16 protein-coding genes are annotated in these 14359 nt (G+C 44.5%); 8 read left to right on the top strand and 8 right to left on the bottom strand.

What is annotated here, in order from left to right:
• Positions 1-5: 5 nt before the first annotated feature.
• The 7 genes from GX089_04730 (at position 6) to GX089_04700 (ending at position 5049) form a co-directional block, all read left to right on the top strand.
• Positions 6-299 carry a flagellar biosynthesis protein FlhB gene (locus GX089_04730; protein ID NLP01779.1) on the top strand — a complete coding sequence of 98 codons (294 nt, stop codon included), beginning with the start codon at positions 6-8 and terminating at the stop codon, positions 297-299.
• A gap of 74 nt (positions 300-373) precedes the next feature.
• Complete coding sequence (locus GX089_04725; GenBank protein ID NLP01778.1) at positions 374-1222, top strand: hypothetical protein; 849 nt, start codon at positions 374-376, stop codon at positions 1220-1222.
• A 180-nt stretch (positions 1223-1402) separates the two neighbouring features.
• Positions 1403-1735 (top strand): hypothetical protein, encoded by a 333-nt coding sequence (locus GX089_04720; protein ID NLP01777.1) that lies wholly within the window; start codon positions 1403-1405, stop codon positions 1733-1735.
• Between the two features lie 31 nt (positions 1736-1766).
• Positions 1767-2210, top strand: a complete 444-nt coding sequence (locus GX089_04715) for an ATP-binding protein (GenBank protein ID NLP01776.1) — start codon at positions 1767-1769, stop codon at positions 2208-2210.
• A gap of 30 nt (positions 2211-2240) precedes the next feature.
• Positions 2241-3029 carry an STAS domain-containing protein gene (locus GX089_04710; protein ID NLP01775.1) on the top strand — a complete coding sequence of 263 codons (789 nt, stop codon included), beginning with the start codon at positions 2241-2243 and terminating at the stop codon, positions 3027-3029.
• Between the two features lie 4 nt (positions 3030-3033).
• Positions 3034-3390: an STAS domain-containing protein gene (locus tag GX089_04705; protein NLP01774.1), complete on the top strand. Its 357-nt coding sequence runs from the start codon at positions 3034-3036 to the stop codon at positions 3388-3390.
• Between the two features lie 36 nt (positions 3391-3426).
• Positions 3427-5049 carry a hypothetical protein gene (locus GX089_04700; protein ID NLP01773.1) on the top strand — a complete coding sequence of 541 codons (1623 nt, stop codon included), beginning with the start codon at positions 3427-3429 and terminating at the stop codon, positions 5047-5049.
• A gap of 3 nt (positions 5050-5052) precedes the next feature.
• On the opposite strand, the gene GX089_04695 is transcribed toward GX089_04700, so the two are convergent.
• Positions 5053-5994 (bottom strand): PD-(D/E)XK nuclease family protein, encoded by a 942-nt coding sequence (locus tag GX089_04695; protein ID NLP01772.1) that lies wholly within the window; start codon positions 5992-5994, stop codon positions 5053-5055.
• A 157-nt stretch (positions 5995-6151) separates the two neighbouring features.
• Positions 6152-6568: a hypothetical protein gene (locus GX089_04690; GenBank protein ID NLP01771.1), complete on the bottom strand. Its 417-nt coding sequence runs from the start codon at positions 6566-6568 to the stop codon at positions 6152-6154.
• Positions 6569-6709: 141 nt separating this feature from the next.
• On the opposite strand from GX089_04690, the gene GX089_04685 reads away from it, so the two are divergent.
• Positions 6710-7594 carry a DUF814 domain-containing protein gene (locus GX089_04685; protein NLP01770.1) on the top strand — a complete coding sequence of 295 codons (885 nt, stop codon included), beginning with the start codon at positions 6710-6712 and terminating at the stop codon, positions 7592-7594.
• A 20-nt stretch (positions 7595-7614) separates the two neighbouring features.
• Here the strand turns inward: GX089_04685 and GX089_04680 are convergent, their stop codons facing one another.
• The 6 genes from GX089_04680 to GX089_04655 form a co-directional block, all read right to left on the bottom strand.
• Positions 7615-7965, bottom strand: coding sequence for an STAS domain-containing protein (locus tag GX089_04680; protein NLP01769.1), 351 nt, complete (start codon positions 7963-7965; stop codon positions 7615-7617).
• Between the two features lie 141 nt (positions 7966-8106).
• Positions 8107-10077, bottom strand: a complete 1971-nt coding sequence (locus GX089_04675; protein NLP01768.1) for a hypothetical protein — start codon at positions 10075-10077, stop codon at positions 8107-8109.
• On the bottom strand, positions 10074-10964 hold the full coding sequence (locus GX089_04670; GenBank protein ID NLP01767.1) for a DUF58 domain-containing protein: 891 nt from the start codon (positions 10962-10964) through the stop codon (positions 10074-10076). The genes GX089_04675 and GX089_04670 overlap by 4 nt, the downstream gene beginning before the upstream one ends.
• A 24-nt stretch (positions 10965-10988) precedes the next feature.
• Positions 10989-12143, bottom strand: a complete 1155-nt coding sequence (gene hflX, locus GX089_04665; protein NLP01766.1) for a GTPase HflX — start codon at positions 12141-12143, stop codon at positions 10989-10991.
• A 57-nt stretch (positions 12144-12200) separates the two neighbouring features.
• On the bottom strand, positions 12201-13133 hold the full coding sequence (locus GX089_04660; protein NLP01765.1) for a methionyl aminopeptidase: 933 nt from the start codon (positions 13131-13133) through the stop codon (positions 12201-12203).
• A 163-nt stretch (positions 13134-13296) separates the two neighbouring features.
• Complete coding sequence (locus tag GX089_04655) at positions 13297-14100, bottom strand: inositol monophosphatase (protein NLP01764.1); 804 nt, start codon at positions 14098-14100, stop codon at positions 13297-13299.
• Positions 14101-14359 lie beyond the last annotated feature (259 nt).

Raw genomic sequence — 14359 nt, 5'->3', positions numbered from 1 at the left:
GAGCCATGAAAAAAACAGATAACAGAGAAAAGGCAGTTGCGCTCAGATACCAGGAAAAGAAGGACGATGCTCCAAGGGTAGTAGCAACGGGAAAGGGTTTGATTGCCCGGAAAATCAAAGAGATTGCTCTTGCAAATGGTGTCCCGATATATCAAGATAATGATCTTGTAGAGCTTCTGGCTCAGATCGATATAGACAGGGAGATTCCACCTGAGCTGTATGCGGCTGTAGCTGAAATACTAAGCTGGATCTATAAGGCAAATAAAGAGATGAGAAAAGAAACTATACCGGGGATGTAGCAAACTATTAAGCCTTATTGTTAGCTAAAAAGCAGCAATATGTTTTTCAGGAGTGGACAGAAAAAGGAGAATTGATGAAAATAGCGGAAAAGGCAGCATGTTTTCTTTCTGTTCTTGTATGGATGTGCTCAGCCGGACATGAAGTGGTTTTTATAGGTTTGCAGGGAGAAGGTGCACCTGCAGTGGAAAAGACCTATGATCGTCTGCTCAGAGAGCATCTGTCTGTTATGCCCGAAGTTAATGCGGCGGATTATCTCCAGTCTCAGAAATACGCAAAAATGATTAGTTTTCAGGATTATCCTGTTGTCTCAAAGTCTCTGGTTGAAGCACTGGAGCCGATAGCGAATGATACCACACTTTTTGTATGGGGAACGGTAAAAGAGTTTAAAATAACCCCTCAGCGCAAGATGCTTTTCTGGGTAAAACTGAAGGGGGAACTCACAATTGTTTTGAATATGTACACCCTGTCAAATCGCGATTATGCGTATTCAGGAGACGTGAAAGCAGTGGCGTACAAATCCAGAGGAATGGCAGGGATTGGTTCACTGGAAAAGCTGGTGCACATTTCAGCGCTTGATCGGGCTGAATTACTGGAAAAGCTGGAATTTGAGGCTGTCAGGATTTCAGGCCAGATGATTTCCGAACTTTGCCGGAAAGCACTTCCCGGGAAAAAAGGGGTAAAAGATGAGGTCACCGCCAAAGCAGATACAAGCAGTGGCAGCGCAAATACCTCATTGATTTCTGACCTTTTTGATGTTTCCGATGTTGAGGTAAAGAAGATAGATATCGACAGTTCGGGGACAAAGACAGAGTCTGACAGTGCGGTTACAGAGCAGTCGAAGCCCGACAGTCTGTTGAGCTCTGAGATTTCACAGCCGGACAGTACAGGTTCTCCGGCAGATACAGATGGAGTTCAGAGATAAATTGTTTCCGGAACTTTATCATTATATTGATCTTTATGTATATTCGTTTATTGACATTGATTCTTATGATTTGATGGATTAAATTGATTTTATACTGGGAAAAAGATTTATTGTTTTTATTTGTACCCGGATTATTTACACTGAAATCTCGGATACAGAACTTAAACAGGAGGGACAACGATGGCAGAGATTGGATCATATAAGAACGTATTTGATGATCCAGCCGAATTCAACAAGCTGCATGATTTTATCCTGAGTGCCATACAGGAGTTCTCTGATTATCGCAAAGGGAACCTGACCTATGGGGAGATAATGTTTGTTATGGAGTGTATTCTGGATAACATGCGCGGCAGTTCGGAAAAAGACGCTCAATCTGCCAGAATAAAAGGCTTGAATGAAGCACCGACTTTCACTACTCTCCTTTCGATCACTTCCAGACTGGTAGAAACGATGCTGAAAAAGGGTATGATCTCATCGGGTGAAGAAGCTTTCATTCTACATGGAGACGAATGAGATTCCATTTTTTCAGAAAGTATCAGTTTCTATGAACCTCAAATTTCCATTCAATGTAGTGCTCCGTTTTCCAGGAGACCTGGAGTACATCCCGGCTGTCAGAAAATTCGTTTCGGAACTGTTGCAGGTTTCTGGTTTTTCCCAGAAGTTTGCGTACAGGTCAGAGATCATTGTTGATGAGATCTGCAATAATGCTGTTACATACGGTTGTGACAGAGAGGATTCTGAAGTCGAACTTATCTGCTCACTTCTCCAGGACCGTATAGAGTTTACCATAAAAGATCAGGGAGGAGAAAAAATCCATGTGGAGAAGCTTCAGGCAGCATTGAAGACTGCTGATGTAACGAACGCAGAAGAACTGAAGCGAGGTCTGGGTCTGGAGATAGTTCGGATGCTCTCGGAGAGTCTGGATGTTTTGATCGATAAAAACAATCTGACATCTGTACATGTTGTCCGAAAACGGGAAGATATCTGACAGGATTAGCTTTATATATAAAGAGAGAAAATGATGCGAATTAACATAAAGGAAGTGAATGCTACCCAGAATGCAGTTATTCTGCATTTCTCAGGTGAGTTAAATTCCGACAGTATCAGTGAGATCAGCGATTCTTTTAACAAGCTGGAATCATATAACAGGAATTTCGCTATTGCTGATATGACTGAGGCCTCTTTGATCTCTTCCGCTGCTCTTGGAGAGTTGATGGGTGCAAGAAAGCGGCTTGTGGAGAGGGGTGGAGACCTGGTTTTGGCAGGTTTGAAGATTGAGATCAGAACAAAACTGAATCTGATGGGTGCCACAAAGATTTTCCGGATTTTCAGTGATAACCGCTCAGCTCTTAATGCCTATAAATGGCAGGTTGAGAGGAATCCGGAAATGGTTCATGTAACATTTCCGCCATATCTGGAGATAGTCCCTCCCCTTCGCCAGCTAATAAGCCGCATAGCAAAGTTTAAGGGATACAGCAATAAGGATTCATTCCGAATCGAAACCATCGTTGATGAGGTATGCAATAACGCGGTGGAGCACGGCAAGCAGGGTAATGATCAGAAAGTTGATCTGAAGATGAATATCGACCCAAAGAAGATTGAACTCGATGTTATCAATATGAGTGACCCCGATAAGATGGATTCTCTGAAAGCACTCCTGAAACCCAGAGAAGGTGGCCAGGAGGTACAATCTGATAATAAGCGAGGGAGAGGGTTAGCGCTTATTAAGATGCTCACAGATGAATTGACGGTGGATTGCTCTGAGAAGGGTACCAGCGTTCATATTAAAAAAGTAAGAGAGGAATAGTGTTATGGAGTCTCAAATCGATCTGGTTTACGAGGATATCCGGGGCAAGGCTAATGCCAAACTCATCCGCTTTATCGGTGACCTTGATGCAACCAATGTGGAAACAGTGCTGGAGAAAGTCTGCAGTCTGTTAAATGAGGGCATAAATAACCTGGTAGCGGATTTCCAAAAGCTCCGTTATGTCAACAGTACCGGACTTGGAATTCTTCTCCATTTCAGCAAGTCCGCCAAAGAAAAGGGCGGCAGTTTCAAAATAGCAAATATCAATGAAAACGTTTATGAGATTATTGAAATTATCGGCGCAACATCGCTGCTTGAGATATATGATGAGCTCGATGAGGCAATCGCAGCTCTGGATTAACTCCATTTTAACCATCATTATCCGTAGAGGTTAACTATGAGATTTCTGTTGAGTATTCTTCTTGCCGTTTCTGTCCTTTTCTTCTGCAGTAAAAAGACAGACAATGACACTCTTGCCACAATCGGTGGAAAAAGTGTCGACCGTGAACAGTTCGAGAGCTTCAGGAAAGTATTGCGGATGTATCCGGCAAGCATGAACCAGTATTTCCCCGGACAACGCTCCCAGATCACATTCATGCTCGAAGCCAAGGCAATTTTCTCCAAAATTAAATGGAGCTTCCCGAAGAAAAGCATTCTTTCAAGCAATGACTGGAAATGGAAAAAGAGATACTATCCTGCTCAGGTCTATGTTACCGAGATACTGGTACAGAACCTGGGTGCTACAGAGAAAGAGATCGAAAATTACTATCAGACCAATAAGGAATCTTTCAAGAAAACAGTTACGGATTCCACCGGTAAAGACTCTACCTATTACGAGGATCTCTCGTTTGTAAAAGGTAACATAATCGAGAAAATCTTCCTTCAGAAATACAAACCGGATTCTCTTTTCCTTTCCAGATTCGGCGATTCACTTCCTGACCAGAGTGAAATCGACAGAGAATGGCTCTATACAGTAAGAAGCAATGTCTCTGCTTTTTTCATGAAAAAACTCTACGAGGAATCATACGGAAGCAATTATCCTGATTCTTTGGATGATTTCTTCGGGGAAGGCAAAGAGATCACTCCTGAAGACCTGGATGTGATAACAAGCTGGCTGCCAGAGGAACGTGTTTCCTATTATGATAATCCCCACGGTAAAAAGGAACTTGTGGAATGGCTCCTGAAGTGGAAGCTTTTTTCTCAGCAGGCAGAAAAAACCGGTCTTGTATCCACACCTGAGATGAAATCCATGATGAAATGGGCATGGAAGCTGGAAGTGGTTAACCGGTATGTAGAGGAAAAGCTCGTTCCTGTTGCAAAATCTATGGCGAAAATTGACTCTTCAATGGTGATCTATGCTTTATACGATGATTACAGTACAACTGAACCCGATACTCAGGCATTCAGCAGAAAAATGACAAAGCTTCTTGAAACACAGGTAGGGAACCTCCTTGATAGCATGATCTTCCAGATCAGAAGCAAAGCATCGATACAATTCACCCAGAACGACCTCCGTGATGAAAAGGACAAGGATCCTGCTGCACTCCTGAGAAAAGCTGATTCTCTCAGGGATACAGGGAGTGTTGATGAAGCGGAGCGGATTTACAACACACTGAGCAACGAATTTTCTTTTGTTATGGAAGGCAGGAGAGCTTTCGGAGAGCTGGCAAAACTTCAGATGGAAAAACAGCTTTATTCTCTGGCTATATCCAATTATCGTAAATACCTTCTGATGGGTGCCGATGAAAGCAAGAAATGCAACACATTCTTCATGATCGGTTTTATTTACGATGAGTACCTCGATAAACCGGATCTGGCAGAAGCTAACTACAAATGGGTTCTAAAGAACGCTCCTGATTGTGAACTTGCCGATGATGCTGAGTTCATGATGCTTCACCTGGACGAGCCTATGTCGAGTGTTGAAGAACTTCAGGCCGAAGCTTTAAGGCAAGGAAGAAAGGTGGAACCTTTCGAGGAAGACTCTCCTGAAGCGACAACGGAATTGTCTGAAAAGATTTAAGGATTATTGACCGGGACAGGGAAAAGCGATTTCCTCCTTTTTCCTCGTCCCTGCTCTCTCCGGAAAACAAAGCCCCTGGAAATTGCAGTTCCTGCAGGTTGTCGGCGAAACCGTCATTTCAAAATTCTCCAAAGGCAGAGGAATATTCTTTTCAACGTCTTTGCAAAAAGCATACATCTGCTCTGTCTGGCTTTTAATCACGCTGAAAAATTCATCGAAGGAATTCTGATCGTATTTGATCTCAAGTTCACTGTATTCCGGATATAAATAGATGATTCTGGGGAAAATATGATCCCAGGGGATACCGAAATTGCTGTTGGCCGCAGCAGCATACCCTATCAACTGGCGGCCATGCTTTGACTCATCCCTTGCTCCTGTTTTCCAGTCGAGAATATAGATGTCATTATCAACCGGCAGCAGGAAATCCATCTTGCAGTAGGCCTTAAGCCCCTGAAGACGTGTCTCGCCATAACCCTCCGGTTCTATCATCCAGTTTTTTACACTCCTCACTGCGATCATATAGATCCAACTGTAGGAGGGGCTTTTTATGAAGTTATTAAGACAGGTTGCGATTTTTTCATGAACTCTGGCCATGTCAATTGTTTCACAATAGCCATAGTACTTCTCGATAAATGTTTTCCCGGAAAAATACTGTTCAGTTAAAGACCTGGCGTATTGAAAAAACCTTTCCTCATCGATATCTGTAATACTTACCTGAAGCCTTTTCAGGAATTTTTCGAGTACATCATGAACCACATTCCCGATTTCAAGCGCAACACTTGTAAGCTCCTTATACCAGGTCATTTTATACTGGGGGACATCAGGGACAAACCTGGAATAATAGTTATAGAAATACTGCCGCTTACATTTATCAAACATCTCGAAGCGGCTTATGGACCAGCCTAAAACCGGGGTAAAATCATATTTCTGGTATTTAAGATCCAATGGTGTCCTCTTATGCAGGAGATATCTGAAATATAATGTGTGGCCAGAGATGAGAGCTTGGTTATTATAATCAGGATTGGCTTGATTTAAATGGCGAAAAATAAAAAAGGGCCGGATTCACTCTGGCCCTGTGTTTTTTTACCTGATCTGAAATATCTCAAAGAGAATCGATGAAATCCTTTGAATCTGTGCAGAGTGCCAGTTCTATCTTCAGATTGGTTATATCGTCATCACAGATATATTTTTCACGCTTGTCTTTCGAAGGAACGACTGATAAATGAGGTGTCCGACAGGCTTTCGCAGTCCGCACCTCCGTCATCTTGCCTGCTGTTCTGTTAACTTTACGCTCGGAATGAGCGATTCTGTCGAGCATTTTGAGAATAGAGGCGTTTGTAGTGTTGTCCTTTATGGCATCCACCTGGTTTTTGGAGAGCAGGAAAATCCTGTCTTCAAAATACATGATCGGTGAAAAGCAGGTTGGGCAATTCAGAATGATAACAGAAGCATTCGTGCTGAGAAAAATGTCTGCTACCTGGTTACAGTGTGGGCATCTGACAGTTAACGTTTTAACCATTTTTTCTCCTCCCGCTTTCCGAAAGCGCCCCCTCTTCTCCGGTACGCTGACGGCGGGATTTTCTGATTCGTCAGTTTCCTGCATTAATTCTATTTTAATTGTATCACTGAATAGTAGTACTGTCAAGGAGGATATTGCAGGATGAACGGTACAGAACGGTCAGACACAGAGCACTTTGATACTCTGCTCAGGAAATTCAGGTCTGTATCACAAAAACTCTCCAGAAAGCTGGAAAAACAGGAGGAAGAGCTCAAAGAAAGCAGAATGCAATTGTGGTATAAGCAGATCGGAGATTCTCTTCTGGCAATCTCACCGCCTTTGAGCCGGGGCCTCTCAGAGGCAAAAATCACAAATATTCACAGCAAAACGGTAGAAAGTGTTTCCCTGAATCCAAAGCTTGATTCCAGGGAGAACGCTCAACTGTATTTCAAGAAGGCAAAACGTTCAAAAAGAGGCGAATCGGCAAACTCGAAAAAAGTGGAAATGACCCTGGAGGAGATGCGGATACTCAGGGAAATCGAAACGGAAATAGAGCAATACAACAAGCAGCCGGATGAGAACAGACGGGCTGCTCTGGAAAAGAGACTCACTGAATTCCTTTCCGGCTATCTTCCCGGAGAAAATCTGAAGAAAGAGAAAACACCTTACAGACATTATACTCTGGAGGGCTGGGACATTTACATAGGGAAGTCAGATACTCAGAATGATGAACTGTCTACCCGTTTCGCATCCCCCTCGGATATATGGCTTCATGTGGCAGGACATTCCGGTTCTCATGTTGTAATCCGCCATTCTGCAAACGCACCGTATCCCCCTCCGGAAATTATCAGAGAGGCGGCATCGATGGCAGTCTGGTTTTCTAAAGCAAAACACTGTACCTTTGCAGAGGTTCATTACACTGAGGCCAGATATGTGCATAAACGCAGAGGCGCACCGGCAGGTCAGGTAATTCTCGACCGTTACAAGACAATCCGGGTATCACCGAAATCACCGCAGGATCTTTTTCGTACCAGTTCTCCCGATTGAAATCTGCTGTCTACGACAGATTATCTGACTGCGGGATCAGCTATCATCGGGAGCTCATCAACTGAGGAGTAAATAGGAAGGAACTGGTCCAGATGCAGGGCATGGAAAATCGAGAGGATTTCGGGATGCGGCTCAAGAATACAGAGTTCGCCGTTTTCTTCTTTTACCTGCTTGAATACATCAATCAGCACAGCTATTGCACCGCTGTAAATATATGAGGCACTTGTAAATGAAACCGCTATATGGCGCCTCCCCTGGCGAAGATAGCCGTTTATAAGAAATCTTAATTCAGAAAGATCAGAAATAACATTCAAATCCTCCTCAATTCTGAGAATCTGAAAAGCCCCCCGCTGACTTATGTCGATTTTCATGATAAGCTCCGGAACCAAATGGTTCTCTGTACATTAACCAGGAACATTTTGTAAAGCATCAATCGTTTGTCTTCGGTTTCGGTATCAATACTTTGTATCCGGTAAATTTACCGGATACTGCCGAATCCGAACAAAGTATAATTATTCGGAGCTTCTTTTAGCAACACCGGATTCTTTTCCGGTCCAGAGCAGAATTTCAGCCAGCAACAGGAGACATAGAAGAGCCCATGGTAAATACCAGAACCCTAAGCTGCTATCCGCAGAAGAGAGAAGATGGTCTTTTTTCACAATCAGGACTTTTTCGTTGTCTTGATTGGAAAGAGAGGAAATGATCTGGCTTTCGTGAGGATCAGCGTTTACAGCAAAATTCCATGACGGTTTTCCCGAAGGAACCATCTTGTAAATCCCGGGCTTGTCGATTTTAATAAAAGGCTGGTTTTGAAGGATATTTTTCCTTTCGCCATCAGAATTGACAATCAAAGCTGAAGTTCCTTCCCCGTAAAAAGGGTTCCTGACCGCATCTCCTGCAATCCAGACCTGTTTATTATCAAGAAAACCCGAAACAGCATATCTGGCCAGTCTGTCGATAAAAGGAACAAAAAAACCGGTTTCACACAGATTGTTCTCGTTTGTTATTCCAAGCGGTGTAGCTGAAATCACCCATTTCCTTCCCGCCTTGTCGGTCATGGCAGAAACAGCGGGCGCTCCTCCTCCGAACCTCAACAGGACATCCCCGGGTATTCCTTTGCAGAACCCATATACAGCCACCTCTTCGCTTTTGATATTCGGGAAACCTCTCCAGAGCTCTGAAATTGTATCTGTAAGAACCATTGGAACCGGAGTATCAGAGCGGAAGCTGCTTAGCTTCCCGGACGCTGATGCAAATACCTTTGACAGCAGTGCACTACTCCAGTTCTGAATCTCCTCCTGTACAGCCAGGGAAATTATGACAGATTTCATTCTGGTATGGCTGGCCGCGAAGGCATCGAGCGCTCTCGATGGCCTCTTTAGGCTGTTAATAATGACGAGGTCAGCGGAATCAAGATCATCATATACCAGCTCCAACTCGTTTTTCATGATTATCTCATCCCACATCGAACCGCCAGACACTTTTAACGCAGCGGCAATGACCTGGTTTTCATTCCAGTCACCCACTATAAGTACTCTGGATGATGAGCTCTGTCCGGGTGCGAAGAATGTACGATTATCAAATGAGAGCGGGTCCGGTGTCTCCAGTATGACTTCTCCCCCATTGAGCCTTGAACTGCTTCCAAGCGGAATTCTCACCTCCGTGCTGTCATCCTCTGCCAGACTGACCTCGATCCGTGCAGTCCTCATATTATCTATGACAGCGTAGATTTTACCGCCCTGAAGTGCTTTTCCCCGGGCATACACCTTTACAGATACAGCATTCTGTCCGGGAATCTGCCTGGCATCACTGATTGAGTAATTCCACAATTTATTCTGCAGTACCGGTACACAAACGGCCATTATATCATCTGGTAAGTCCTTGAGTATACTGTCAAACACAGCACCGGTGTTTCCCTGAAAATCACTCAATAAAAGCAGCACCTTCCGTTCTGCACCATCGGTTTTTAACTTCCTGATTGCGCTGGCGGGATCCGGGTCACCATGCCTGGAAGAGAAACGGACCGTCTCGTCAACTGAAGGCAGAAACTCCTTTACAGCATGATCATACAGATAAAATTTCGATGTAACAGGGAGCCTCCTGCGCAATGAATCCGCCACCTCTGCAGCAATCTCTCCGCTGCTCTTCTCTGCGGTTCTCATTTCCATGCTGTGAGTCGGATCTATCCAAACAAAGATCGATGCCTGCGGGTCATTTATCATGCTGAGAGGATTGTTTTTGTCAAAGGGACGGGCAAAAAGCGCAATTATCAGAGCTGCCAGAGCACATCTGACAATCAGTTGGAGAATACTCCTGAGTCTTCGGGCTTTGAAAGACTTCATAGCCTGAGACTGGAAAAAACGCAGTGTTGAAAACTTAAGATTTCTGGTCCTGGGGCGCTTCAGGAAATGGATCAATATAATTGCGCCAAGAACAAACAGAGCCCAGAAAAACTCGGGTTTGAAAAATGATAAAGAATTCAATGAAGATGCCTCCGCTTTTCAAGCACCCTCATGAGTGATCTGCCGAATGGCTCTTCAGTGGAAACAGATTCAAAATCTATCTGCATCTCTTTACATGCCAGTTCAATCTCTCTCCGGTGCTTTTCCAGCCCCTCTGAAAAGTACTTCGATGCAGTATACCCATCGAGAGTTAAACTCTGCCCGGTTTCAAGATCGTCGATACGGTAGGATGCTCCTGAGGAGAAGTCAAGTTCGAAGGGATCTAGAACCCAGATCACAATTATATCCTGACGTTTGAAACGGAGATGTCTCAGTCCCCTTATCACCTCCTGCAGCTCATCGAAAAGATCGGATATTATGACACACAAGCCTCGTTTATTAATGCTTCGGGCAAGGGTATCAACCGCCTTTCCGCAGAGTGTGGCTGCACCGGGTTGAATCGAGTTTAATGAATTGATGATATTCCTGAGCTGGATGTTGGTAGATCTTGGAGGAAGAAATGTCCCGATCTGCTCATCAAAAACCGCCAGACCGACAGCATCGCGCTGGTTAACCAGCAACATCGCCAATGATGCGGCAAGTGTGCGGGCATACTCAAATTTTGTCATGTTCCCGCTGGAGCTGAAAGCCATCGAGGCACTCTTATCAACCAGAATGTGCGCAAAGAGATTCGTCTCATCTTCGAAGAGTTTTACAACTGTACGATCAGTCTTGGCAAACTTGCGCCAGTCGATTCTCCGGGTGGATTCACCTTCAAGGTAGGGCCGGTATTCCAGAAATTCAGCGGAGAATCCGTGATAAGGGCTCTTGTGAAGCCCTGCGATAGTGCCCTCGACTATCATTTTGGCCCTGAGATTGAGATTTAGCGGTATCAGATATTTTGGGTTTACAAGTGCGGCTGTTTTCATCTATCAAAGCCGTTTTCTGCCCGGTCAGGAATGGACCAGTTTTTTGGTTTTCCGTTTGATGATTTCTGCGATCTGTTTTTCTTTTTCAAAGTTGGCTACCGCCCGTGCAATATGTTCTTTCAGAGTCGCTATATCCTCTTTGTTGTACGTTGAAATAAATATAGCTTCCGGATGTTTGATTGAGAGTTGCTTTCTGACAAAGGGATCTTTTACCAGATCGATTTTATTGAACACTATCAGCCGGGGAGTATTTTCCGCCCCAAGTTCTTTAAGTACCGATTGCACAGTCTGCAACTGCTGTTCTGACCATTCACTTGAAGCATCTAACATCAATATCAGCAGTTGTGCCTCAGAGACCACACTCAGAGTGCTTTTAAAGGAAGCCACCAGGTGATGGGGCAGTTTGCGAAGAAATCCTACTGTATCAGAGATCACAACATTGTCTGCACCCGGAATAAAGACACGTCTTGTTGATGTGTCGAGTGTAGCGAAAAGCTTGTTTTCCACCAAAACATCGGCTCCGCAGAGAGCATTGAGCAGTGATGACTTGCCGACATTTGTGTACCCCACCAGTGTAACCCTGAATGATTCATCACGGCTCTTACGCTGAGTCAGACGTGCTTTTTCGATTTTCTTCAGTTTATCTTTGAGATCTGAGATTTTTTTCTGTACGAGACGGCGGTCGATTTCAAGCTGCTTCTCACCAGGCCCACGAGTACCGATTCCGCCTACCTGCTGTGAGAAATGGGTCCAGGCATGAGTCAATCTTGGGTAAAGAGTGCGCATCTGGGCAAGTTCAACCTGAATCCTCGATTCACTTGTACGTGCATGTTTTGCAAAGATATCAAGAATCAACTGGCTTCGATCGATCACTTTTCCCTGCACAATCTTCTCTATATTGCGGACCTGTGCAGGCGAAAGCTGCGCATCAATGATCAGCGTTTTGGCATCATTGGCTTTCATGACAGCGCGGATCTCTTCGATTTTCCCCCGTCCCAGATAAGTGGAAGACTCGGGTCTTTCTCTCTTCTGAGTTATGATTGCAACAACAGATGCGCCCGCTGTTTCACATAAAAGCTGCATCTCATGCATGTCTTCCTCAAAGAGCGCAGGGTCTGTCCCGGATGTCTGAAGACCTGCAAGGATTATTTTTTCTGCGATCTGTCTGGTTTCTATCATTTATGCAGTATTTTTTTCCTGTTCAGATATTCCATTTTATGGAATTGTCAAATCATATTATTTAAACTGTAAATTTCCAATTTCGAGCCTTACTCCAGCACTTCTCTGAGATGGTGTAAGGGTGAGTACTTCTGCCCCGCTCTCAGTCACCAGAACAGTGTGCTCAAACTGGGCGGAAAGTGAACCGTCTTTTGTCCTCACTGTCCATCCGTCAACTTCATCCGTAGTCACCTTATATCCACCCAGGTTAACCATCGGCTCAACAGTAAAGGTCATTCCCGGCTCCAGGATTATCGGTTCGCAATCAGGATCGATATGATGATAAACGGTGAAATTCTCATGGAATTTTTTTCCTATTCCATGCCCGGTGTACTGCCTTACAACCGAACACCCCTCCGATTTTACAAAAGGTTCTATTGCTTCAGCTATCGATATCAGGGGAACTCCAGGTTTTACGGCATCGATACCCAGAATCATTGCTCTTGCAGTGACTTCGACCAGATGTCTGGCCTCGGGTGAGACTTTGCCGATCATAAAAGTTTCAGAGGAATCACCATAGAATCCGCCTACTATAGTGGTCAGGTCTATGTTAATGATATCACCATCTTTGATAATCTCTTTTTCTGAAGGAATCCCATGGCATACTACGTTATTTATTGACGTACAAAGTGACTTCGGGAATCCATGATATCCAAGACACGCGGGTACATGACCGGCATCTACAGTATGTTTATGCACAAGTTTGTTCAGATATTCGGTGCTGACACCGGCCTTTACAAAGGGGCGAATATAATCCATAAGACTGCCATTGAATTTTCCTGCAGCCCGCATCCCCTCGATCTCTGCAGGAGTCTTGATAAGCCCTTTTTTGCGGTGCTGCCCCTGCCGCTTTTCCCGACTTGCAGCCTCTGCCTTCTGGTCCTCAAACAGGTGGCATTTTTTATACTTACGCCCACTTCCACACCAGCACAAATCATTTCTTTCAATCATTGGAGTTCTCTGATTCCTGAATCAAATTGTGACATGAATAAAGAAAGGAAAAATAAATTCATTCCCGATATATCCAAAACCGGTAAAGTCATCTGCAATTAGTTTACGTAAAAAGGTGGCGATTATTGGAGATTAAGCGATAAAGAGCATCATCGGCCAAGCGTTAATCAAACCTTGGCACCGGGTAATCACTGTACCTGGTCAGCTTTACAAGATCATCATGAATAAGTCCGTTACTGCAGATAGCACCTGTGCCTGAAAGCCCGCTGCTGTTGCCTTCCCTGTCGCAGTATCTCCCTCCCGCCTCCTTCACAATAAGTGATCCTGCTGCAAAATCCCATGGTGAGAGCATGTACTCAAAATACCCGTCATACCTTCCGCAGGCAGTCCAGCACAAGTCAAGCGCAGCGCTCCCCATCCTCCGCATACCCTGAATATCAGCTTTGAACAGTCTGTACAGTGATCCCAGTGTTTTCTCCATCATCTCCCCCCGGTCATAGTAGAATCCGGTAGCGATTATCGAATCGCGTAAAGAGCTACGAGTTGATACAGAGACGGGTTTGCCATTTAGAAATGCCCCCCTGCCCTTTTCTGCTGAAAACAGTTCATCTCTGGAGGGATCGTAAACGGCACCGGCGAGAACTTCTCCTTTTTCGGCATAAGCTATTGAAACGGAATATTGAGGAATAGTATGTGCGAAATTGTTCGTGCCATCGAGCGGATCGATAATCCAGAGTTTTTCTGTATCTGTGCTTTGCCTGGAATGGGTCTCCTCGCTGAGTACCTCGATATCGGGATAAGCATCTTTAAGGCGGCGCAGGATTATCTCCTCTGCATTCATATCGGCCTGGGTAACAAGGTTATAGCTTGCACCCTTTTTCCTGGAGTGGGTTTTCCCCACGAGAGAAAAAATCAGCTTTCCGGCTTCTTTTGCGGTCTCTATTATTACTCTGGTTATATTTTGCATTGAACCAAAATAATTCCGGCGAAACGACATTGGTGGCATCGGTGGCGTCGGCATTAAATGCCAACGCCATGAAAAGAAAACCCCGGTAAACCGGGGTGAGAAAAATCGCGGCAATGGGATTTTGTTTTCTTAAAAGCCCGTTTCAACGGGCTTAACCTGGCTAGCGGTGGCATTTATGCCGCCGCTATGCCGCCTTATGCCACCGATTTCTTTTGTCTTTTCCATTTTTCTCTCCCCTATGGTATATTTCATATTCACA

The organism is Fibrobacter sp. (genome assembly GCA_012523595.1).
In the GTDB taxonomy this organism is placed as follows: domain Bacteria; phylum Fibrobacterota; class Chitinivibrionia; order Chitinivibrionales; family Chitinispirillaceae; genus JAAYIG01.
The sequence above is the reverse complement of the archived record's forward strand: the minus strand, read 5'-3'. Positions and strand labels throughout refer to the sequence as shown.